Source organism: Bacillus sp. V3B (genome assembly GCF_024494465.1).
In the GTDB taxonomy this organism is placed as follows: domain Bacteria; phylum Bacillota; class Bacilli; order Bacillales; family Cytobacillaceae; genus Bacillus_BD.
The window spans coordinates 80,628-102,432 of sequence record NZ_JAETXM010000008.1 but is presented as its reverse complement, the minus strand read 5'-3'; the positions used below and the strand labels follow the sequence as shown (position 1 = coordinate 102,432).

Below are 21,805 nucleotides of genomic sequence, written 5' to 3'. Positions count from 1 at the left end.
GGCACCATCCAGATAATGGATGGTACTTGGCACCTTATTATTTTGTGAAACCTTTTCTGAAATGATCATAATCGGTTTTTAGGTATTGAAATAACTTTGCATCACCACCCTGATCTGGGTGAGACCGTTTTAATAACGCTTTAAATCCCGTTAACACTTCTTTATTGCTCGCCATTTTTGAGAGTCCTAATTTTTGACTATAGTGATCTAATGAAGAAGTGGGGTGAGAATGATGATTATCTCTTTTGTTTTCTTTTAGTTCAATCAATCTATCACGTAATTTAATATTTTCTCTTAATAAGTCCATTGTTTCTTTTTGTAATTTACTTTGTTCATTTTTTAAAATGATTATTTCTTTATTTAACTGATCTCTTTGCTTGATGTATTCTTTTGTCGAAATTTTATGAAGTTCTTCAATTCCTTCTATGTACTGATCTTGTGCTTTAATCTTTAATTTCAATTGTCGTATAGTCTCGTCTTTATCTTGATACATTTGTTCATTTATAAACAGTTTCAAGTCTTGATCATCAACGGTAAATCCAGTTGCTTTAATCTTACCTTCACGTAGCCAACGTCTAAAAGTTTCAGGGCTATTTGTTATTCCCACTTCTTTTAACAGGTCAAATGCTTGATCTGTATTCAACATACTCCCCCTTTCACTCTTTTTATGTTATGGACTATTACACGGAGTAATAGTAGCGGCTATGATATTTTAAGAAAAAATGACTCTTTTTTTCACTTCTTCGCATAAAAAATACATAACTAAGTACTGTAGGTAGTGTGGTCCTTAGAGTTTAAACGTCCTAATAGCTGGAATGAGAGTATATATTAGAAAGTTTGAAGTGACGGGAGTATTTATCTGAAAATCTTATTCTCATCTTTTTCATTGATTTGAGTTCTTACATGCATCGTTTAGTTAGGGCTAAACAAGTAGCTTGCTTGCTATGGAATTTTAAACCGTACCATTCAATAATGATGATCATACGATGTTAAAAGGGGAATTTCAATATTATTCCTACTTATTTAACGGAATAGTTAATTTAGTTATGAATTATTAATAAAAATGAAATATTTATGTTACCTTGAAATTAAGATAAAAGAAGAAATTGACATTGTGGGGCATGTGAAAGTCGCTTCTTGTTTAAGTGTTTGTGTGGTTACTTGCATTTTACAAGCAAGGTCGATTTTTAAAAAATGAAAAAGCGAGGACTATCCTAAAAGGGAATTGGATGGTTGCCTTTGAGGACAAAACCTTTAAAGAGCCTTTAGAGAAAACGGAAAGTATCACCTATTCTTATAATCGAAAAGACATGCAATTTATTGTAAATAGGCGAGAATACCCCTTCCTCAAGGAACGATAGTGAGTAGGGAAGGGATGAATCGCCTTCGGACAGGGGATGGCTTTCTTGCCATCTGTAGCGTATAATGCTAAGCGATTTCTCATCATAAAAACCCCGACATATCTATAAATATATATAGATATGTCGGGGTTTATTTTTTCTATTCAAACATTATCTTTTTAAGAGGAGGAAATCTATTATGGCGTCAATGGAAGAAAGGTTTTATGGATTGCCAACAACAGCTATTTCAGATGCATTACAGGGCTTTAATCATATGGATTCGACTATTAAACCATTAAAGGAAAGTGACAAAGTAGCAGGAAGAGCGTTCACTGTTAATATTCCGGCAGGAGATAATACTGGGATTTTACGAGGAATAAGAGGAGCAAAGCCAGGAGATGTGTTGGTAGTGAACGGAAAAGGATATACAGAGCGAGCTGTTGCTGGTGATTTTGTTATCAGTCTCGCAAAGAACCTTGGATTGCAAGGAATTGTCATAGACGGAGCGATTCGTGATATACAGGGCATTAGAGACTTGAATTTCCCCGTATTTTATCGTGCAGCAACCATATCAGCCAGTGTCAAAGCTGAGAAAGGTGAATTGCAAGTTCCAATCTCAAGTGGTGGGGTGAGTGTTAGTCCTGATGATATAATCGTTGGAGATGCAGACGGTGTGATTGTTATTCCAAAAGGAAAAGCGGAAAAAATTCTGCACGTAACTTTGGAAAAACTTAAAAAAGATCGTCAAAGAGAAGAGCAATATATTGGAAACCGGGAGAAGGCTCTTCAGTATCTAAATACGGTACTTGGAGACGAGTAAAAGGGGACGGGTTCTACCGTTTCCTTTTAGTCCTTGGATGTGAGAGAAGCGTCTCCTGCTTTGTTGCAGGTTGTTGCCTTTTTGTTGGCTTCGTTCGTTTTGTTTGTTCAATACTCATATGTAAAGCTTTCCTTTGAAGCTATAATGCCCATTTTTCTTTGTGAGTAAAAGACATAAGTGATATGGCTGATCAATTGCTTCTAAAGCTTAATCTGTTAAGCTAGGAGTACTACATCGTTTTTGTCATGGAGGATACAATGAAAAAGAATATTTATGTCGTCGGGGCGGTCATCATTGAAAATGGAAAAATCTTGTGTGCACAACGAGGTCCTTCAAAATCATTACCCTTAAAATGGGAATTTCCAGGTGGGAAAATCGAAGAAGGTGAATCACCTCAGGAGGCATTAAAAAGAGAAATTAATGAAGAGATACAATGCAAAATAGAGGTCGGTGATCAAATTGAACATACGGTTTATGAATATGACTTTGGAGTCGTTCATTTAACTACATTCTATTGCAAGCTTATCGAAGGGAAACCAGTATTAACAGAGCATATATCGATTAAATGGTTATCACCAGAAGCGTTGAAACCTCTAGACTGGGCACCTGCAGATATTCCTGCTATAGAAAAAATATCAAAGAAACCTTCTTGATTAGTACACATGATACGAACTCTACTCATTAGTGGAATCAGACAACAAGATAATTTATATCTCAATTTCTTTAATCAATTTTGCAGGATTTCCACCTATCAAAACATTATCTGGTATATCTTTAGTTACGACTGAACCAGAAGCGATAACGACATTATCACCTATTTTAACTCCAGGGTTGATCACGGTTTTTCCGCCAATCCAGACATTTTGACCGATATTTACGGGTTTACCGTATTCTGCTCCTGAGATTCTTTCAGTCGGATTTAATGGGTGAGTTGCTGTATAGATATGTACACCTGGAGCAATAAAACAGTTATCACCTATTTTAATTTCACAAACATCCAAAAATATGCAATCAAAGTTAGCATAGAAATTTTCACCAACGTGAATGTTGTAACCATAATCACAACGAAATACTGGTTCTATGTAAAGGTTGTTTCCAGTTGAACCGAACAGTTCTTTTAATAGTTCTGTTCTTTTGTCCTCTTCCGTTTCGAGTGTTTGATTATATAATCTGGTTAGTCTTCGAGCATTTATTCTTTCTTTTAGTGGTTGGGAATCACCTGCGTTATAAAGTCCCCCATCTAACATTTTCTCTTTTTCAGTTGTCATTATTCGAATCTCCTTATTAGGCGCCAGGCACCATCCAGATAATTGGAAATAAAAAAATAGCAACTAAATGAGTTTTAAAAGTTTTTAGTTGCTACTTTGATTTTATTATTTTTCAATAAAACGAACCAACTATGCTTAATGCTTAACGCAATACTTTATCATAGTTCTCTGAAATGTCTTTATACGTGCCAGAAAAGAGAATTAAGCCGATGTTGCCATCATAGCAATCCATATGAGCGAGTTTATCCATAAGATCTAATGCTACTTCATCATCATCCTTAAACTCAGCGTTACACACACTACAATACTTTTCCATATTCATTCTCCTCCTTTTTTCATAGTATATCATATATGAGAATAAAAATATTTGAATATTTAGTGAACTATACGGTTAAATATAACAAGCTAGTCTGTCTTTAAAATGGACTTTGTTAAACTCTCATGTTGCTGCTCTACAAGCCTTTGTATTAAGTGAAGTGATTCACGGAATAAACTACATACCCGCATACACCAAAAGCGATTTATTAACCATCATCATTAACAGAGCCTAAAAATAAGTAAAAAAGGAGCATTGTAAATCAAACGAAACTAGACACGAAAGTTTTTTCTATCTTAGAGGGGAAAAACAAACTGACGAACATTGTCTGTGACTATTCGTAACGATCGACAAATTGACTGGTGCTTGGCACTGGGTATCCTGTTAGGAGTGAAAGAAGGTGTTCTCAGTGACTTTCTTTATGATTAATATATAAAATATTTTAAATATTTGATTTTTATTCTACAATAGTAGTTAGACATAGCACTTCTTCTTTTTAGTTAGAGCTCATTACTCTTACATGTAAAAGAATTTTTTATAGTCATTTATTCAGTATGAAATGGGGTGCGAGATTGAGAGTAATCAAGATAAATGATCAGAGTTATGATCATCAAATAGAAGTAAATGACCGAAAAATGATTACATCCTCGACAGCTCTGGGGATCCTTCGGCATCAGCTGGCTCGAAATATAGGCGTAGATAGAATAAAGGGGTTTCTTATTCGTTTCGGATGGGAGATGGGTGAAAATGATGCGAAACAAGCATTGAAAACAGGTATATCTTTAGAGTCATTAATCGAAAAAGGACCGATTGTTCATATGATGAATGGACATATTAGAGGATTCACGCATGAATGCACCGCCCATTTTGATGACGATCATAATATCATATCCCTTTTAGGAGAAGGAACTTGGATTGATTCCTATGAGGCAGTAGAGCATGTCAAAAGGTTGGGTATATCAGACACTCAAGTTTGCCATACACTTATTGGTTATTCAAGTGGTTTTATGTCAACGATATGCGGTCAGTCCGTTCTTGCTAAAGAAATGACCTGTGTCGGAAAGGGTGATTCCGAGTGTAGTTGGATTACTCGGACACAAAAAGAATGGGAAAGTGACATGCAAGAAGAACTGCATTTTTACCATGAAACCCCTATCATGGAAGAACTGGAGTATACGTATGAACAATTGCTTGAACAACAAGAATTCGTTACACAATTGTCTGATTTTCAAAAAAAATTAACGGAAGAGATATCCAATGGAAGTAAATTGCAAACGATTGCTAATATGGTATATGACATTGCTCAAATTCCTATTTTGATTGAAGATGTAGACCATCGAATGATTACATATGCAGGTTTATCGGAAGAAAAATATATGAATGTGAAAGAGGAAATGGATCAATATATTCAAGAAGAAAAAGAAAAACATCTATTGCCATTTAGAAAAAAAACAATCAAAACGATGAATCACGAACGACTCATTATGCCCATTCTCGTCCAAAAGGAGGTTTTGGGATATTGTTCATTTCTCTATGATGACATAAAAAATGATAAGCCCGAGGAGGACTATTTGCTTTTGGATCGTTTTGCAAACGCAGCATCGCTCATTCTATTAAATGAGAAAACGAAGTTTGAATCTTTTGAGAGAATGAAGGGGAGCTTTCTTGATCAAATATTAGGTGCACAATTACCTGTCAACGACATCATCAATAGAGGGAAATTTGCAGGTCTAGACCTTGGAAAGCCTTATCGTATCATGGTGATGGAATATAAGAAAACCAAAGCATCAACATTGTCTATTGAAGAAGAATTTCTTTTACAAGAACAAATTCTTGAAACGACTTTTCGATTCTTTAATGAAAAAAAACATCCTATATTAGTAGGTCAGCGTGAAGGAAACATTGTTTTATTAATGACGAAAGAAACGAATAAGAATGTTGCGGTCTATGACGTGATGAAAGAATTTCATGATCGTATGAAGCAAAAATATCCTAAAGGTGAGTTTAAGATTGGAATCAGTAATGAAGCTGATGATATTAAAAATGCATCAAAACATTATGAGGAAGCGACGATTGCTTTACGATTAACGATGAGAAAGAAAATGGTTGAATTTCGTTCGTTAGGAATCGTTGGTGTGCTGATCAATTCCAAAAACATGAGTGGGATTAAAATGATTGCACAAGAGGAGTTGGGGTCTTTATATAATCTAGAGGATCCAAAAGCAATCGAACTCCTTAAAACGTTATACATTTACTTATTAAATGGTGGAAAACTTGAGCAGACTATGAGTGATCTTGCTCTTTCCATGAGTGGATTACGGCATAGGATTAAAAGGATAGAAAGTTTACTAGAAAAGGATCTTCGAGATCCAAATGAAATGCATCAATTGCTACTGATTATTAAATCATTAATTGCTTTAGGGGAATTAGATATCGATTAGAAATATATTTCTTCATCTAAAATAGACCAACCAGTTTCTATCTGGTTGGTCTATTTTTTTGTTCTTTGAGATGAGAAAGGAACTTGATGTTAAAAGAATGAACAAAAAGTAGTCATAAAATTCAAAAATATGAACATTTTTTGCCCTAGTCTGAAAATTTAAAATTTATTACACTATAGTTAATCAATGATAAACAACATAAACAAGTTTAAAACACAGTTATTGTAAGCGATAACAAGAGTCGAATAACGGGCTCGATAAGGTTCATCTTATTTTGATAAGACTAGCAAACCATCAATCAATAAAATAGAATGGAGTGTTTCATATGTCAGGACAATTACTAAAGGAAAAAACGATAACAGTTGAAGAGTTATTAGAGGGTGCGAAAAGAATTGGTGAACTAGCAGAACAAGAAGCACAACAAGCTGAGAAAAATGCAACGATTTCCGAAAATGTTGTGAATCTAATAAAAGAAACGCAAATATCCAGAATCATGCTTCCAAAGAAATATGGCGGACCCCAAGTGGATTTGAAAACGTTCGCAAAAATTGTCCGTACCGTTTCCTACCATAATGTTTCAGCAGGTTGGTTGACTTATCTTTACCCACTACACAATATATTGCCTGCTTACCTTCCAGAAAAAGGTAGAGATGAAATTGTCAATCAAGGTGGACTGATCTGTGATGTGTTTGCGGCAGTAGGAAAAGCGGAAAAGGACGGTGACGGTTATCGAATCAGCGGAAAGTGGAACTTTGCTAGTGGCTGTCTATACAGTGACTGGATCGGTCTTGGTGTTGAAGTCCAATTCCCTGATCGTGACAAGCCTGAGGTTTGCTTACCGATGTTAGAGGCATCCGAAGTTCAAATTGTGGAAAACTGGGATACGTTTGGACTTAGAGGCAGTGGAAGCAACCAAGTTATTGCTGATAACGTGTATGTCCCAATGGAACGCGTCTTACGTCTAACGACAGCCGATGCGACTGGAAGACCTCCAGAGGAAGATTATGATCAAGACTATCCTTTATATCATGTTCCATTCTATCCAGCCTTTTATCTTGGATTTCCGAACATGGCACTAGGTGGTACGGAACGATTGATTGAAGAGTTTAAAAAAGCTACTGAAAAACGTGTTCGATTAATGGACGGAATGAGAGAAAGTGAATCTCCTCGAAGCCAAAGAGTGATCGCTGAAATTACCACACAATTTCATGCAGCAGATGCATTGATGGACAAATATATTAACCTACTAGAAAACTATGAAAAAGATGGTCGGAAAACACATCGTTCAGAATTCTTTGCGATTCGGACACAAATCACGAAGCTATGTACCGATATTGCTGTAAGAATTCTTTTAACCCTTGGCGGTGGAGCTCTTTATAAAGGCGGGATCATCGAATTAATGATAAGAGATATTTTATCAGTGGCGACACATAAAACATCATTATATGAAGATTCGGTAGCTGCTTATGGAATGGATTTATTTGGTTTTGATTCAGGAACTAGGGGTTAAAGAGAGAACAAAACCCACATTTGATTTTTTATAGTGAACGTTATCGTTCATTGATCATAGAACAACCAGCTGCATGATAGTGATGTGAAAGGAGACTGTATGGAAACGATTTATGTAACCCGAGAGAATTTATGTCATTGGCAGGAGAAAGCAAAACCAAATGTCATGGCCCTAGGATTTTTTGATGGACTTCATAATGGACATTGTGAAGTGATCAAAACGGCTTTACAGGAGGCAAAGAGGAAAAATGTAGCGTTAGCTGTCATGAGTTTCTTTCCTCATCCGAAAACCGTGATATCGAATGGAAAAAAACAAGTGCACTATTTAATGCCTCCGTCTGAAAAAGAGGAGATGCTTGAGAAACTAGGAGTCGATACGTTTTATTTTGTTAACTTCGATCAGGAATTTGCTTCTCTTCCACCTGAACAGTTTGTTGCCAACTACTTGATTCAGCTTGGTGTTGTCCATGCAGTCGCTGGCTTTGACTTTTCGTACGGCTATAAGGGTACTGGACATATGGATCGGTTAAAAAGTGATTCTGGTGGATGTATTGAGGTAACAAAAGTAGCAAAAGTGGAGTGCCAAGGCGAGAAAATCAGTTCAACTTGTATTCGGGAAAGACTGTTAAAAGGGAATGTAGCAGAGTTGCCTGCCTTTCTCGGGCGCCCTTATGAAGTGAAGTGCGACTGGGACGGGTTTTCATTCAACTTAAGTTCGTATTATACACTGCCTGCTCCTGGCCGCTATTCGGTTACATTGAAAAAAGGCCTGCGATCCTTATCGTCAGAAATGATTGTGATGGAAGATCAAGAAGGTCATTCACTAAAAAGTAGGATCAAGATCCCTCTACTTATGAAAGGGAAAATATCAATTGTTTGGCATCATCGTATCTTTGATGAAAACATTCAAACTCACTATGAGACAAATAGGATTTTATCCCACTCTTAACGGGCAGTAAAATCCCGGCATCAAGATTTAGAGTATAACAAAGAAGATAGGTGGGGGATTAACTGCCCACAAAGGTCCGGTAAGTGCGTCTAACCATCAGTGGGGATGAAGAAAAACCCCACTGATGGAAGTCTTCTTTATCGACTATATGATCGTTTCCTAGAGTTTTTAGAAACAAGCATATAGGCTGCAAAAGGTCCGAAATATAGAAAAATAGTAATCTTATCATTTTTAAAAAGGAGAGGAAAAAAATGGCTAAAGTGATAGCAGGTGTGGCAATGTCACACAGTCCTTTGATCATGACAAGCGAAGAGGCTGCTGGAGATAAAGGACAACGATTTCTTCAGACAACAAAGGAAATGAAGAAATGGATAGAAGATACAGGAGCAGATGTGATTGTATTGGTTTCTGATGACCATTTCAATAGTTATTTCTACGACCATATGCCTTCATTTACCGTTGGAATTGGTGAATGTGAAGGATGGGGAGACTGGAAAATACCAGAATATAAAATCCCTGTTCAACAAGATTTGGCCAAACATATTTTAAACACTGGATTAGAAAATAACGTAGACTTTGCTTTTACCATGAAAATGAAAGTGGATCATGGCCATACACAAGCGATTTATTTCTTAAACTCAGATCTAGATATACCGGTGGTTCCAATCGCTGTAAATACCGCTGCTCCCCCATTACCAACCATGGATCGTTGTTTCCAATTAGGTGAAATGTTACGTCAATCGATCGAGTCATGGGAATGTGATAAAAAAGTCGCAATTGTGGCTTCAGGTGGTTTATCCCATTGGGTGCCAATTCCAAAAATTGATAGTAAAAAAGAAGAGGATCAAGGATTGATTCATATTTTAAGAAATGGTCGACAAGAGATTGAACAGCTTGAAGCATATTTGGATTCTCGTAAAACGAGAGTCACTTCACTCCAAACGGGTCCAGTGAATGAAGAATGGGATCGCTTGTTATTACAATTGATTAAGGATAAAGATTTTGATTCTTTAAGGAAATGGACTTCAGAATTTATTGAGGAGAAGGGTGGCAATGGTGGCCAAGAAATTCGAAATTGGCTTGTCTTATTAGGTGCTCTTCAAGATTTTGAATCAGGTGTAGCATTCTATGAACCGATTCCAGAATGGGTAACAGGAATGGCGATCGTACGGTTTGCCGGTTCGTTCAATAAGGATGAAAAGAAACAGTTAACTGAATCTGAAGTAAGAGTTTAATGATATCTTAGTTCAAAAAATGATTTGTATATTAAAAAATAGGGAGAGATTATGATGACAATGTGGACTGATTTAGCAGATTTAGAGTTTAAACTTTATTATTTAGATGCAAATGGAATCAAAACAAGAGTGCTAGAAGCTGGTAGTGGAGAACCTCTTATTTTGCTTCATGGGACAGGGGGGCATATTGAGGCTTACGCAAGAAATATCAAAAGTCTAAGTGAAAAGTTTCGCGTCATTTGCATTGATATGCTGGGTCATGGGTATACAGAAAAACCAAATCGACCATATGGAATAGATGATTATAGTGATCATCTATTAGGGGTTATACAGGCATTAGATTTGTCAAATGTGTATCTTTCAGGAGAATCATTAGGAGGTTGGGTAGCGGCTTGGTTTGCAGCGTATCATCCACAATATGTGAAAGCTATGGTGTTAAATACACCAGGTAATGTAAATAACAAGCCTGAAGTAATGGCAGGACTAAAAGCTTCAACAATAAAGGCTGTTATCGAAGCCAATTATGAAAATGTCAAAACGAGACTTGAGTGGTTAATGTATGATAAAAGCCAAGTGACCGATGAATTGATTCAAGCTCGTTATAATATCTATACAAGACCAGAATATCAAGAAGCGGTCTATAATATTGTCTGTCTTCAAGATATTGAAGTAAGAAAACAGTATTCTTGGGATCCATCATGGTGTGGTAAAATTAATGTTCCGACATTATTAGCATGGACGGACCATGATCCGACTTCAACGGTAGAAGAAGGAAAACCGCTTCAAGATATGATTCCAAATAGTGAATTCGCAGTCATTAAAGACGCAGGACACTGGCCGCAATGGGAGAAGCCTGAAGAATTTAATAGATTATTAACCAACTTTTTATTGAAAAAGGGTGAATATGCAGTAAGTTCGATTAAATAATTAATTGGTTTACAACACTTGTCATTTCCCTATATAAGCGATTTTAGTTAGGGAGTGGCAAGTGTTTTGTCTTTAAAGATTGGCAACATAGGGATGGGGTTGTACATGTACTATTAGAATATTTTTTGTAACTAATATTCTAAATATTTATAATTTTATTTATTATTTAGGCATGGAGGTGCGTTATGGTTCAAAAGAAAGCTAAAGAGACGAAGATCACAAAAAGAGCGTGGATTGTGATTGCGTTATTATTCTTATTAACCGTTATCAGTAATGCAGATAAGGCCATTATCGGATTTGCATCTGTTCCCATAATAGAGGAGTTAGGGTTGACTTCGGAGCAATGGGGAATTGTCGGTAGTGTATTCTTTTTATTGTATTCGCTTTCAGCTGTATTAGGTGGAGCACTCGCTGACCGAGTTGGAACGAGAGTCGTTATAGCTGGTATGGTAGTTGTTTGGTCTCTTGTTCAGTTTTCAACTATATTTGTATCAAGCTTTACTTTTTTATTGATTACGAGAATCATTTTAGGAGCCGGGGAAGGTCCTTCTTATTCTTTAGCCATGACGGCAGCGTCCAAATGGCTTCCTAAGGAAAAACGTGGAATAGGGATATCAATTATATCCGTTGGTGGACCTCTTGGAGTCGCAATATCAGCTCCCATTTTAATGAATCTTATCATCAATTACGGATGGCGTTCGGCTTTTATCATTACTGGAGTTGTTGGGGTTATCTGGATTGCAGTATGGTTATGGATCGTAAAAGAGAAAGGGGATTCAAAAAAAGAATCTTCAATGATCAAAGACAGTTCTGACCTATCGACGAACCTATCAGAATCAAAATTCTCATCTGTCTTGCTTTCGAAAAACTTCATCTTTATTGCTTTATGTGGTTTTGCTACATACTGGTCATTTACGATTGGTCTAAATTGGTTACCGAACTATCTGGAGAATGTTCGTCAATTAAGTGCAGGACAATTACAAATGGTTGTTGCCTTACCATGGATTCTTATCACATTATCACAGATCACATTTTCAACGATTTCTGATCGGATGTATCGTAAAACGCAAGATGTTGTTAAGGCACGGGTGTTTGTTCTAGGGCCTGTTATGTTGGCGGGAGCTGCTTGCTACTTTTTAGGAACGATGGTTAGCTCTAACTTAATGGCAATTGCTTTACTGTCTCTCGGCTTAACCTTTGGTTGTATTACACTAGTTCTTGGGCCGGCGATATTAATGGAACTTGTTTCCAAGAAACATCAAGGGAAAATTCAAGGCTGGTTTATGGCGTTTACATCATTAGGTGGTATTGCTGGACCCTATGTGACAGGTCTTCTTATTCAAAATTCTTCAAGCCCAATGTCAGGGTTTCATTACGCTTTTCAGACTTGTGCACTTATTCTTCTCGTTTGTGGAGGACTCGTATGGGCTGCTGTTCGTCCAAAGAAAGTGGAAAATACAGTTATGATTGACACGGATACAGCACAGAACATATAATAGGGAAATTCTAATGATGGGATGAAAATATTGATTTCAGAATGTTTGAAAAAACAGGTAAATTAGTATAGAGTTTATAAATAAGGTAGATACATTTCTATAGTTAATATTTTGAAATGTGATTCTAACTAGAAAATAATAGAAAGTTTTTAAGATCGTCTATTTTTTATTAGGAGTGAGATAAATGAAAGAACAAAAGAGACTGAATAGTGAACTAATCGATTTATTACAAGGGGAAAAAGTGGTTTCTTTAATAACCAACGATGTAAAAACAGGCCAACCTGACCTAGCTATGATTTCATGGGTAGTGGCTAATTCCGAAGGAGATCGTATTAACTTCGCCATTGGACATAATGCTTCAAGTGCAAGTAATATTCAAAATGATCCTAGCGTTATTTTAGGGGTTATTGGAGCAGGAAGTTGCTTTTCTATTAAAGGGAAAGGTGAAGTTTCTGATATTATTGAAAAAACAATTAAGCTGCGCGTTGTTAGTGTAGAAATTGAATCCGTTGAAGATGTGATGTTCTATGGCGGTAAAGTAACAACGGAACCAGCGTATGAAAAAACATATAATAAAGAACTGGCTGAAAAACTAGATAATGAAGTTTATGGTGTATTAAGAGAAACTTTGGGACAGACATCTGATATCGTTTCAAAATAAAAATGGTTATTAATGGATGGTGCCTGGCACCTCAAAATTGTCGTGACGATTAGAAGCGAGAAAAAACAGCGAACGAAGACACAGTTGGTCACGGAGTAACACGTTTATGAATACTCCCCTCCTTATCAACCTTGTGGTTCGTAATAGTCTCTAAGAAATCAGTTTTGAATGTAATCAACATACAAAAAACCAGAGTGGATTTCCATTCTGGTTTTTCAAATTATTATTTTTTCTCTGCAAGCCAGGAAGCAACAGCTTCTGCGTCTTCTCCTGTAAGAAGTCCTCCAGGCATATTGCCTTTTCCATTTTCAATGATTCCTAAAATTTCATCTTGTGAGTATTTAGATCCGATTGCGTTTAGGTCAGGAGCTCCTCCACTAACTAAATCTCCTCCATGACATTTTGAACAGCTTTGCTGATATTTAGCATCTACTTCACCTGCATCTGCTGTTGGGGCTTGCTCGTCAGTAGCCTGTTCCTCAGTAGCTGCATTTTCTGGTTCTGCTTCTTCAGCACCGCCTCCACAAGCCGATAGAAAAAAGCCAAGAAGAGCAACATAAACCACACTATAAAGCAGTTTTTTCATCCTATTCACCTCCATTTGATTATAGATTTTTCTTTATTGCCCTTTAATATTCATACTCAATCCCTTTCTGGAATCAATCAAAGTGCAGGTTTTAGTTAAAAAAGAACCCTATCTCCCTTGTAAAAGAATTTTCACTTTCAAAAATATTTGATCAAATGGAAATAATCGAGATTGGAAGGAATAAACTACCCAATGTCATAAAAGCAAAGGCTGTTTTTTTGATGTTTAAGTACTTTTCAGCAATATAGCTGCTTCCAAAAAAGACGACGGATACCAATGAAACGAGTAATACTTTAAACAGGTTATTCATGAATTTCCACTTACTTGTGCCAAATACTAACCCGCCTATAAAGAGTAAGATAACCCCAAAAATTAAGGACCATTTGAATTGTGCTTAATTATACAAAAAAGTACTCTATAGGTAGACTTTTTTTGTCTACTCTATAAAGTACTTTTTATTAGATGACAGTACTTTTTATTCGGCTTCACCTACGACAGTGAATCGTTCATTAATATGTTGAGGGTTTTCAATTTCATCGAGTACAGCGATTGCGTAATCTGCATAGCTGATATAGCTTTCGCCTTTTGAATTAATCAGTAAGTGATCTTTTCCCACCTGATAAGACCCCGTTCTTTTTCCCTCAGAGTCAAATACGGCAGAAGGACTGATGAATGTCCATGTGATATCAGTTGTTTCCTGTAATTCTTGCAAGTTTCGTCCTTGGCCTTTTGCTGTTGGTTTCACAAAATCCGGAAAATCAGGTGTGTCGATTACCTTCACTGTTTTATGTTCGTCCACATAAAGACTTCCAGCTCCACCAACAATAACAGCTTTGGTATCGGTACCTTTTAATGCTTCGATTAGAGCATGACCAGCGTCAACATGAGCTTGCTCTTCGCCAAGAGGAGCACCAAAAGCATTGACGACTACGTCAAACGGTTTTAGATCATCTGAATTTAGATCCAATATATTTTTTTCAATAACGGCTACGTTTTTATCTGTAAGTTTTGCTGCATCTCTTATAATAGCTGTTATTTGATGTCCTCGTTCAACAGCTTCTTTCAAAATAAGACTACCTGCTTTTCCGCTTGCTCCAATTATGGCAATGTTCATGATTAGTATCCTCCAATTGTTTATTTGTAACAATTATAGTTACATTTAGGTGGCGAAAAAATCTCTTTAATCAAAGAGATCATGTAATATATCGTCAAGTGTTTGGTTAGCCAATTCATTTTCCATTGCCTTCTGTGCAGCATTAAATTTTTTCTCAAGTGCGGTCTGTATACTACGACCAACTACACATTTAGGGTTAGGGTTTTCGTGCATGGCAAAGGTTATCTCTTCTTTTCTTTGGACCGCTTTATAAATATCCAATAAAGAAATAGCGGAAGGCTCCTTTGTTATCGTAACACCCGGAATTCCTGCTTGTGAAGTTAACAGTCCTGCTTTTTTTAGCATACTGCTTATGCGGCGTATGACCACTGGATTCGTATTAACACTAGAAGCGATAAATTCAGACGTTGCTCCAGGTTGTATGGAGGCTAAAGCCAATATATGAATGGCAACTGCAAAACGATTATTTTTCATAAGATCACCACCATGTAACTATTATAGTTACAATTAATATTGTATGTCAAATAATATTATTATATTAAAAAGATCGTTCAGCCAGTGATTCATGGTCAGGTGCCAGGAACCTGACCATTTTTATGCTTCTACCCTCTTAAACCCGGTGGTCCTTGCGAATATTATTAGAGTAGGTAAGTAAGAAATAAGTATTTTTGTTTGGAATTAATGGTAAGGAGAAGATGGATTTGTTGAAAGAATTCAGTGTATGCTATACTCTCGAATCGGATGTTAAGTGGGGGAAAATTAGAAAAAAGTCTAGTATGAACAAAGAAGATATTTTAGAAGAAGTATTAAAAAAAGTGGATCGCTGTAGGTATTTTATGATAAAAAATGAAAATCACCATCATATCATTAGCACATCCAAAATACGTTATATTCGCATTTTGGATGAACATCAGAAACCCTATGTGATAGAAAATAAAATGTTACAAATACCGTAAAAGGTTCTTTAATGATTCGAGTAAGTGAGTCAAGACTTCTTAAACGGATGGCTCAGACAAATACCCTCTTAAGCGTTATGAAAGATTCGTTGTATTAGAGTCATTCTTTTTTACGTGAAGTATTACGATTTGAAAACTCTTATTACCTTACTAGAACTAGAATATTGAATCTCTTAAATCAAATAATGAATATTCGTTTTTTGCGCAACAGGATGTTATGACATAAAAGGCATGAAGGTTGGGATTACGTGGGAAGAATGGAAAGAAGGCAGCAACGTAAGAAGGGGTTATGGAATAGGTTACGATCCAATCGTTTGGGCGTTAAACTAGTAGGAGGAGGGACTCTATTATTCCTCATTAGTTTTCTTATTGTGAATATCTTTATCTGGAAGAGTGATGTGAGTCTATTAGAAAAACCAGTTCCACAGCCAACAATCATCTATGATCAAAACGGTGAGATTGCTAGTAAGATTTCCAATTCCAAGATCGAAGGAGTTCGTTTTAATCAAATTCCAAAAGAGGTCATTTATGCTGTTATTTCAACAGAGGATCAACGCTTTTATAAACACAATGGAATCAATTATATAGGAATCTTACGGGCACTGATCCAAAACACAATGAGCGGAGAAGTTGTGGCAGGTGGAAGTACCATTACACAGCAGTTAGCTAAAAATGTTTTTCTGACACATGAACGTACGTATACACGAAAGTTAAAAGAATGGATTCTCACGAAAAAAATTGAACGAACTTACTCAAAAGATGATATTCTCGAACGATATTTAAATCAGATTTACTTTGGTGAAGGAGCATGGGGGATTCAAAATGCGGCTCAGACGTATTTTGGAAAAGACGTGAGCGAGTTAACTTTAGGCGAGTCTGCTATGTTAGCTGGGATCATTAAAGCACCTTCTGCTTTTTCACCCATAAAGAATATAGACAAGGCAACGGAGAGAAGAAACCTTGTATTAACTTTAATGAAGAATGAAGGATACATTAATGAAAGTGATATCGAAAAGGCTAAGAATGAGCGTATTGTACTAGGAGGTAAGAAGAAAGAGGACGAGTATAAAGGGAAATATCCTTATTATGTTGATCATATTATGGATGAGGCGATTCAAAAATATGGTTTGACAGAAAATGAAGTACTATCTGGTGGACTTCATATTTATACGGAATTAAATCCCACCATTCAGAATGGTGTGGAAGAAGTATATAAGAATGACGATCTATTTCCTCAAAGTCAAGGGAGTCAGTTGATTCAAAGCGGAGGTATTTTTATTAATCCTGAAAGTGGCGGTATTAATGCGCTTGTTGGTGGAAGAGGGAACCATACGTTTCGTGGTTTCAATCATGCCACGCAATTAGTCCGTCAGCCTGGATCGACCATGAAACCATTAGCCGTGTACACGCCAGCTTTGGAAAAGGGGTATGATCCATTTGACCTATTAGAGGATCAACCACTTAATCTAGATGGATACCAGCCTAATAACTATGATAAGCAATTCCACGGAAAAGTGACGATGTATGAGGCCTTGATACATTCTTATAATGTACCAGCCGTATGGCTACTGAATAAAATAGGACTTCAAGGTGGTATAAAGGCAGTAGAGCGTTTTGGTATCCCGTTAGAAGAAGAAGATCATACACTTGGTGTAGCTCTTGGGGGCATGTCAAAAGGAACTTCTCCATTAAAAATGGCACAAGCCTATTCAACCTTCGCCAATCATGGAGTCATGGTCGAAGCACATGCGATTCAAAGAATCGAGGATGCTAATGGAGAACTACTTGGAGGATGGCAGAATAAAAGTACAAAAGTGACAGAACGAGAAGTCGCTCAGAAAATCACCTATATGCTTAAAGGGGTTGTCGAAGAAGGAACGGGAAAAAACGCTAGAGTAAATGGGTTAGAGGTTGCAGGTAAAACCGGTACAACACAGCTTCCGTTTGAAAACGGAGGAGGCGCAAAGGATCATTGGTTTGTCGGATATACCCCCGAATTAGTTGGAGCGGTATGGTTAGGGTATGATCAAACCGACCAAGATCACTATCTTCCATCCTCTAGCAGTGGAACAGTACCCGTTATTTTTAAAGAAGTCCTATTAAAGTCTGCATCAGAGCTTTCGAACCAATCCTTTAACATCGCTCCGATTGAAAAGAAATACAAACAAGGGATGCAGAAGAGAAAAGAGGAAGAGGAAAAGATAAGAAAAGAAGAAGCCAAGAAAAAAGAAGAAAAGAAGAAAGCGGAAGAAAAAGCTAGGAAACAAGCAGAACAGGCAAAGAAGAAGGAAGAAAAAGAAGAAAAGAAAAAGCAGAAAGAAAGGAAAAAAGAAGAGAAAGATTAAAAGATGAGGATAGTTCTTAAAATCGAGGAAACACTGGGCCACTAAGCGATAGTTAGTTAAACAGCAACTGAAAGTTATATATTCAGTTGCCGTTTTTTTTTGTATCATTTTTCTCTTTTTAACTACTTTTTTGTAGTTGTTTATTAAATTTCTCGTCAAGTTGTTTTTCAATACGCTCCATTTCTGCTTTACTTGAAAGGATTTCCTTTCGATTCGCATTAATTAAAGTTTGCATATTTAACTTTTGTTTTCTCATATCTCTTACATCCTCTCTTATTAATGAATTTTGTCGAACATTGTCTATAAGTACATTGTATCTAAATTTTCAGAAATGTTCCAATAGAAATTTAAATTGATTTTTAGACTATTCACAAAATATTATTTATATAGATGGTCTGAATCTTTGGAAAATTTTATTAAATTTTCCATTAAAAGATAGAAAGAAGTACTAAAAGGGATGTTTTCTTGTAAAATAGAAATGGTTAAGACGTAAGAGAGTATTTAGGAAACAAATGTATTGTCTTTTGGGCATACTATTCTGATACGGTTTCTTATTGGTAATATTTGATGAGCGTGAATGATCATCTAGGTACATAATTGGCTTTTTGAGTTTTTGTACTTATGAGATTATTATAAATAAATATATTCTTAAGGCTCTTTTCGTAAACTTTGTTGCTTCTTATACTATAAATAGAAACTACATACTCATTTTGCTATTGAACACATAAGAATTATTACGAAAAGATGTCCCGACATCTTGATTCATACGGGTTTAGACATTCACTCGGAAACAACAATCTATGCGAAAATAGCCATTCTTAATGAAGAAAAGGGGGATACGATGGAGAAGTTAATGAAGGGAAAAAAAGGGTTAGTTCTTGGGATAGCAAATGAGCATAGTATAGCTTGGGCGATTGCAAAGCGCTTAGCCGATCAGGGGGCTGAGCTTGCTTTTACGTATCATACTGAAAAGACAGGTACATATGTCATTCCATTGTTTCAATCGATCAATAGTCTATTTTATGAAAGGGTCGATTTAACGAATCCAGAAGATGTATCAACCCTGATTGATAAGCTCGATAAACATTACAATGGCGAGCTTGATTTTATAGTACATGCTGTTGCAGGAGGTCCCAAAAAAGGGGAACTGTCAGGAAGGTATATGGATGTTTCTTTAGAAGGTTTTGTCAACTCGATGGTGATTAGTGTCTATTCGCTTACCGATATTGTGAAAAGAACCTCGAATATGATGGAAGGGCGTAATGCATCTATTATTACGTTATCGTATTATGGTTCGGAAAAAGTCGTCAAAAACTACAATGTCATGGGAGTGGCAAAAGCGGCGCTTGAAAGCAGTGTACGTTATTTAGCGGCGGATTTAGGGGAATACGGCATTCGAGTGAATGCATTATCACCAGGAACGGTGAAAACACGAGCAGCGAGCGGAATCGATGATTTTGATCAGTTACTTGAGTATACGAGTCAACATTCTCCGTTAAAGCGGAACGCAACGCTAGAAGAAATCGCTAACTCATCTCTTTTTCTATTAAGTGACTTGAGTACAGGGATCACAGGTCAAACTATTTATGTGGATTCCGGCTATAGTGTGAAAGGGGATACGCTTAATAACGGGTAAGGAGGATGTGTGTATGCAAAATGAGTTGACATATGAAGAGATTAAAAATGGGGATATGGAAGTTTTTTCTAAAACGGTTTCTGAATTTGATATTTATCAATTTGCAGGAATTACAGATGATTTTAACCCGATGTATATTAATGAAGAGTTTGCAGATACGGTGAAAGTAGTTGTAGAAGTGATCGAAAAACAGGATGAAAAGAAATTTATTAAATTAAAGGCTGTGTTAAGGATGATTGTTGATAAATGGCCTTTGGTGTATGCGGCCATGTGTTTGATTCAGCATGAATCATTTAATAGACACGTATACCAAAAGCCATTGGAGCATCAACACAGTTATTTAACATAGCCAAATTAAAAACACAGGTATGGAATCAACGGAAAGAAATGGTTGTAGATGGGGAAGCATTGGTCATGAAGAAATATTTAAAGGATACAAAGGGGAATTAGGATGAAGAAAACGTTTCAATAGCGAACAGTGACAGACTGTTCGCTATTTTTTTCGTGAAAGTACAGAATTAAGAAATGAAGCAGGGGATGGGGCTCTTGCTTCATTTCTTATTGGAAAAGAACAAAGAGACAGTTCAAGACAATTAAAATACGTGATACCGCTAAAAAATCGATTTTTTCAGTGGCTCGAGCCGATCCTTTGTGTTTACTATTGTGATTTCTTGATATATTGTTCGACGAGTCGATCTAAACGATCAATTTGGTAGGCATAATTGTAAATCGATGAACCAATGATCGTAAGTTGGATTTTATGATCTTGTTGATAAGACTGAATCACTTTTTCTAAAAAGGCGCTTGTTTGCTGCATTCGATCCTCTTCAAGTTGGGATTCATCCATTTTAATTTTTCTATCATACTTTAATAGAAAAAGCTCGTGATACTTAATTAAAAGTTCTAAATGTTGATCAAATAACTGATTTTCTTCCATGGTTGGTTTACTTTGAAAATAAAAGGCGTTGATGTCTTCTAGTACAATAAATCCTTGCTGAAGAGATTTAAACATTTGCTTAAACACGACGATCTCGCGTAAATCCATGTTATTTATTTTTGCCATTTTTTCACGTTCTTCATCAAATAGCCTAAATTGTTCTTCTAGTTTTAGAATATCTTTCTCTAATTGTTTCATTTGATCCTGAAATGATTTTTCGGTCATTTCATTAGAGACAGCGGTCCGCATAAGGATGGACATATTTTGAAAAACGGTATGTACTTTGTCTAGATACATTTTCTTATAGTTGGGTGGAGCAATGAAAATATTCACGAGCAAGGCTGATGTCATTCCGATAAAAGTAACTCCAAACCGATGTAACGCATAGAGGAAATCTTCATCTCCAGGCGCACTCATGATGGCGAGGACGGTCACTAATGTAAGAGAAAGGGTATCAGCCATCTTTACTTTTAAACTGAGTGCAATAACGATGATCATAACAAGCCCGATAGAGAACGGATCATTGCCAAGGAAATATAGACCAATTAGAGCAATAATAGCGCCTAACGTATTCGTTTGTACTTGGTCCCAAACCTGTTTCCATGTTCGGTAAATGGATGGTTGGAGGGTAAATATGGCAGCCATTCCAGCAAAGACGGCTGATTCTAGATTGAGTAAAGAACAAATATATAAAGCTAAGGTTACAGCAATTCCTGTTTTAATAACGCGCGGGCCTACCTTCACAATCCTCAAATCCACCTTTTTTAAGCTAACTTTTTAAATTAAATCTTTTGTGATTTCCATGATGATGTTGTTTCATGAATAACACTTTCAAATATACTTTGTAACCTCGGTTTTTTCAATTATTTTTTGACGAGATTCAATCAATGGCAATTAAGTGGAGTTGCTTTCATTTTATTATTTTTAGGTAACGGTAATATTTTAGCTATTTCAACAGTTCCAAAGTGGCAATTAATATTGATTTACAGAAGAGAATTTATCTTATCTAACCAAAATATAAGATTTTAGGTTTAGGTGTTTTGTATGTATATGTAAAACATTAAGTAAGATTATCAAGACTTATTTGGGAAGTGTAATAGGACTGTATTCCTAATCTGTGTTTCTTTTAAGTTTGAGAATACTAGGTGATACCATTACCATTTATATTCCAGAATAATAGGGATAAGGAAAGATAATGGAAATATTAAAGAATGACAAGTTTTAAGTAGTTTACTTAAAGCATAATAGAAACCATAATCGATCAAGATT

The 21,805-nt window shown here is 36.2% G+C and carries 22 protein-coding genes; 13 read left to right on the top strand and 9 right to left on the bottom strand.

Translation table 11 applies throughout. The features are described from left to right. Nucleotides 1-37 precede the first annotated feature (37 nt). A complete protein-coding gene (locus tag JMM81_RS11440; protein WP_256241705.1) occupies nucleotides 38-646 on the bottom strand; it encodes a hypothetical protein in 609 nt (202 codons plus the stop codon). 893 nt (nucleotides 647-1,539) lie between these two features. Between JMM81_RS11440 and JMM81_RS11435 the strand changes: the two genes are divergently transcribed. Next, nucleotides 1,540-2,160, top strand: a complete 621-nt coding sequence (locus JMM81_RS11435) for an RraA family protein (protein ID WP_256241704.1) — start codon at nucleotides 1,540-1,542, stop codon at nucleotides 2,158-2,160. A 257-nt stretch (nucleotides 2,161-2,417) separates the two neighbouring features. Then, nucleotides 2,418-2,813, top strand: a complete 396-nt coding sequence (locus JMM81_RS11430; RefSeq protein WP_256241703.1) for a (deoxy)nucleoside triphosphate pyrophosphohydrolase — start codon at nucleotides 2,418-2,420, stop codon at nucleotides 2,811-2,813. A gap of 54 nt (nucleotides 2,814-2,867) precedes the next feature. Here JMM81_RS11430 and JMM81_RS11425 read toward each other — a convergent pair whose 3' ends face one another. Next, the gene (locus JMM81_RS11425; RefSeq protein ID WP_256241702.1) at nucleotides 2,868-3,428 is read right to left on the bottom strand and encodes a sugar O-acetyltransferase; all 561 of its coding nucleotides are present in this window, start codon (nucleotides 3,426-3,428) and stop codon (nucleotides 2,868-2,870) included. A 142-nt stretch (nucleotides 3,429-3,570) separates the two neighbouring features. After that, entirely contained in the window at nucleotides 3,571-3,744 is a 174-nt protein-coding gene (locus JMM81_RS11420) for a hypothetical protein (RefSeq protein WP_256241701.1), read from the bottom strand. Nucleotides 3,745-4,316: 572 nt separating this feature from the next. On the opposite strand from JMM81_RS11420, the gene JMM81_RS11415 reads away from it, so the two are divergent. The 7 genes from JMM81_RS11415 to JMM81_RS11385 all read left to right on the top strand — a co-directional run bounded on the left by JMM81_RS11415 (nucleotide 4,317) and on the right by JMM81_RS11385 (nucleotide 12,962). Then, nucleotides 4,317-6,185: a XylR N-terminal domain-containing protein gene (locus JMM81_RS11415; RefSeq protein ID WP_256241700.1), complete on the top strand. Its 1,869-nt coding sequence runs from the start codon at nucleotides 4,317-4,319 to the stop codon at nucleotides 6,183-6,185. A gap of 325 nt (nucleotides 6,186-6,510) precedes the next feature. Further along, nucleotides 6,511-7,695 (top strand): acyl-CoA dehydrogenase family protein, encoded by a 1,185-nt coding sequence (locus tag JMM81_RS11410; RefSeq protein ID WP_256241699.1) that lies wholly within the window; start codon nucleotides 6,511-6,513, stop codon nucleotides 7,693-7,695. Nucleotides 7,696-7,794: 99 nt separating this feature from the next. Continuing rightward, nucleotides 7,795-8,643 (top strand): FAD synthetase family protein, encoded by an 849-nt coding sequence (locus JMM81_RS11405; RefSeq protein WP_256241698.1) that lies wholly within the window; start codon nucleotides 7,795-7,797, stop codon nucleotides 8,641-8,643. A 251-nt stretch (nucleotides 8,644-8,894) separates the two neighbouring features. Then, nucleotides 8,895-9,878 (top strand): DODA-type extradiol aromatic ring-opening family dioxygenase, encoded by a 984-nt coding sequence (locus JMM81_RS11400; protein ID WP_256241697.1) that lies wholly within the window; start codon nucleotides 8,895-8,897, stop codon nucleotides 9,876-9,878. A 51-nt stretch (nucleotides 9,879-9,929) separates the two neighbouring features. Further along, nucleotides 9,930-10,805: an alpha/beta fold hydrolase gene (locus JMM81_RS11395; protein ID WP_256241696.1), complete on the top strand. Its 876-nt coding sequence runs from the start codon at nucleotides 9,930-9,932 to the stop codon at nucleotides 10,803-10,805. Between the two features lie 185 nt (nucleotides 10,806-10,990). Then, nucleotides 10,991-12,301 carry an MFS transporter gene (locus JMM81_RS11390; protein ID WP_256241695.1) on the top strand — a complete coding sequence of 437 codons (1,311 nt, stop codon included), beginning with the start codon at nucleotides 10,991-10,993 and terminating at the stop codon, nucleotides 12,299-12,301. Between the two features lie 184 nt (nucleotides 12,302-12,485). Continuing rightward, nucleotides 12,486-12,962, top strand: a complete 477-nt coding sequence (locus JMM81_RS11385) for a PNPOx family protein (RefSeq protein ID WP_256241694.1) — start codon at nucleotides 12,486-12,488, stop codon at nucleotides 12,960-12,962. 223 nt (nucleotides 12,963-13,185) lie between these two features. Here the strand turns inward: JMM81_RS11385 and cccB are convergent, their stop codons facing one another. The 4 genes from cccB to JMM81_RS11365 form a co-directional block, all read right to left on the bottom strand. Further along, a complete protein-coding gene (gene cccB, locus JMM81_RS11380) occupies nucleotides 13,186-13,548 on the bottom strand; it encodes a cytochrome c551 (protein ID WP_256241693.1) in 363 nt (120 codons plus the stop codon). Nucleotides 13,549-13,699: 151 nt separating this feature from the next. Beyond that, nucleotides 13,700-13,858: a hypothetical protein gene (locus JMM81_RS11375; RefSeq protein ID WP_256241692.1), complete on the bottom strand. Its 159-nt coding sequence runs from the start codon at nucleotides 13,856-13,858 to the stop codon at nucleotides 13,700-13,702. Nucleotides 13,859-14,023: 165 nt separating this feature from the next. Beyond that, nucleotides 14,024-14,662 carry an NAD(P)-dependent oxidoreductase gene (locus JMM81_RS11370; RefSeq protein ID WP_256241691.1) on the bottom strand — a complete coding sequence of 213 codons (639 nt, stop codon included), beginning with the start codon at nucleotides 14,660-14,662 and terminating at the stop codon, nucleotides 14,024-14,026. A 66-nt stretch (nucleotides 14,663-14,728) separates the two neighbouring features. Then, nucleotides 14,729-15,136 carry an Rrf2 family transcriptional regulator gene (locus tag JMM81_RS11365; RefSeq protein WP_256241690.1) on the bottom strand — a complete coding sequence of 136 codons (408 nt, stop codon included), beginning with the start codon at nucleotides 15,134-15,136 and terminating at the stop codon, nucleotides 14,729-14,731. Nucleotides 15,137-15,363: 227 nt separating this feature from the next. Between JMM81_RS11365 and JMM81_RS11360 the strand changes: the two genes are divergently transcribed. Both JMM81_RS11360 and JMM81_RS11355 read left to right on the top strand, forming a co-directional pair. After that, entirely contained in the window at nucleotides 15,364-15,618 is a 255-nt protein-coding gene (locus tag JMM81_RS11360) for a hypothetical protein (RefSeq protein ID WP_256241689.1), read from the top strand. Nucleotides 15,619-15,875: 257 nt separating this feature from the next. Then, nucleotides 15,876-17,963: a transglycosylase domain-containing protein gene (locus JMM81_RS11355; protein ID WP_256241759.1), complete on the top strand. Its 2,088-nt coding sequence runs from the start codon at nucleotides 15,876-15,878 to the stop codon at nucleotides 17,961-17,963. Nucleotides 17,964-18,081: 118 nt separating this feature from the next. Here the strand turns inward: JMM81_RS11355 and JMM81_RS11350 are convergent, their stop codons facing one another. After that, on the bottom strand, nucleotides 18,082-18,219 hold the full coding sequence (locus JMM81_RS11350) for an FbpB family small basic protein (protein ID WP_256241688.1): 138 nt from the start codon (nucleotides 18,217-18,219) through the stop codon (nucleotides 18,082-18,084). A gap of 501 nt (nucleotides 18,220-18,720) precedes the next feature. Here JMM81_RS11350 and JMM81_RS11345 point away from each other — a divergent pair. Beyond that, nucleotides 18,721-19,599, top strand: coding sequence for an enoyl-ACP reductase FabI (locus tag JMM81_RS11345; protein WP_256241687.1), 879 nt, complete (start codon nucleotides 18,721-18,723; stop codon nucleotides 19,597-19,599). A 13-nt stretch (nucleotides 19,600-19,612) separates the two neighbouring features. Beyond that, nucleotides 19,613-19,948, top strand: a complete 336-nt coding sequence (locus JMM81_RS11340; protein WP_256241686.1) for a hotdog family protein — start codon at nucleotides 19,613-19,615, stop codon at nucleotides 19,946-19,948. Nucleotides 19,949-20,257: 309 nt separating this feature from the next. On the opposite strand, the gene JMM81_RS11335 is transcribed toward JMM81_RS11340, so the two are convergent. Beyond that, the gene (locus JMM81_RS11335; RefSeq protein ID WP_256241685.1) at nucleotides 20,258-21,280 is read right to left on the bottom strand and encodes an FUSC family protein; all 1,023 of its coding nucleotides are present in this window, start codon (nucleotides 21,278-21,280) and stop codon (nucleotides 20,258-20,260) included. Nucleotides 21,281-21,805: the final 525 nt, after the last annotated feature.

Excerpts from the sequence above, each read along its gene's own strand:
- JMM81_RS11395 (WP_256241696.1), top strand. The coding sequence starts at position 9,930 with ATGATGACAATGTGGACTGATTTAGCAGATTTAGAGTTTAAACTTTAT.
- JMM81_RS11375 (WP_256241692.1), bottom strand. The coding sequence starts at position 13,858 with ATGAATAACCTGTTTAAAGTATTACTCGTTTCATTGGTATCCGTCGTC.
- JMM81_RS11425 (WP_256241702.1), bottom strand. The coding sequence starts at position 3,428 with ATGACAACTGAAAAAGAGAAAATGTTAGATGGGGGACTTTATAACGCA.
- JMM81_RS11355 (WP_256241759.1), top strand. The coding sequence starts at position 15,876 with ATGGAAAGAAGGCAGCAACGTAAGAAGGGGTTATGGAATAGGTTACGA.
- JMM81_RS11435 (WP_256241704.1), top strand. The coding sequence starts at position 1,540 with ATGGCGTCAATGGAAGAAAGGTTTTATGGATTGCCAACAACAGCTATT.
- JMM81_RS11430 (WP_256241703.1), top strand. The coding sequence starts at position 2,418 with ATGAAAAAGAATATTTATGTCGTCGGGGCGGTCATCATTGAAAATGGA.
- JMM81_RS11400 (WP_256241697.1), top strand. The coding sequence starts at position 8,895 with ATGGCTAAAGTGATAGCAGGTGTGGCAATGTCACACAGTCCTTTGATC.
- JMM81_RS11405 (WP_256241698.1), top strand. The coding sequence starts at position 7,795 with ATGGAAACGATTTATGTAACCCGAGAGAATTTATGTCATTGGCAGGAG.
- JMM81_RS11440 (WP_256241705.1), bottom strand. The coding sequence starts at position 646 with ATGTTGAATACAGATCAAGCATTTGACCTGTTAAAAGAAGTGGGAATA.
- JMM81_RS11390 (WP_256241695.1), top strand. The coding sequence starts at position 10,991 with ATGGTTCAAAAGAAAGCTAAAGAGACGAAGATCACAAAAAGAGCGTGG.
- JMM81_RS11420 (WP_256241701.1), bottom strand. The coding sequence starts at position 3,744 with ATGGAAAAGTATTGTAGTGTGTGTAACGCTGAGTTTAAGGATGATGAT.
- JMM81_RS11365 (WP_256241690.1), bottom strand. The coding sequence starts at position 15,136 with ATGAAAAATAATCGTTTTGCAGTTGCCATTCATATATTGGCTTTAGCC.
- JMM81_RS11385 (WP_256241694.1), top strand. The coding sequence starts at position 12,486 with ATGAAAGAACAAAAGAGACTGAATAGTGAACTAATCGATTTATTACAA.
- JMM81_RS11340 (WP_256241686.1), top strand. The coding sequence starts at position 19,613 with ATGCAAAATGAGTTGACATATGAAGAGATTAAAAATGGGGATATGGAA.
- cccB (WP_256241693.1), bottom strand. The coding sequence starts at position 13,548 with ATGAAAAAACTGCTTTATAGTGTGGTTTATGTTGCTCTTCTTGGCTTT.
- JMM81_RS11410 (WP_256241699.1), top strand. The coding sequence starts at position 6,511 with ATGTCAGGACAATTACTAAAGGAAAAAACGATAACAGTTGAAGAGTTA.
- JMM81_RS11350 (WP_256241688.1), bottom strand. The coding sequence starts at position 18,219 with ATGAGAAAACAAAAGTTAAATATGCAAACTTTAATTAATGCGAATCGA.
- JMM81_RS11370 (WP_256241691.1), bottom strand. The coding sequence starts at position 14,662 with ATGAACATTGCCATAATTGGAGCAAGCGGAAAAGCAGGTAGTCTTATT.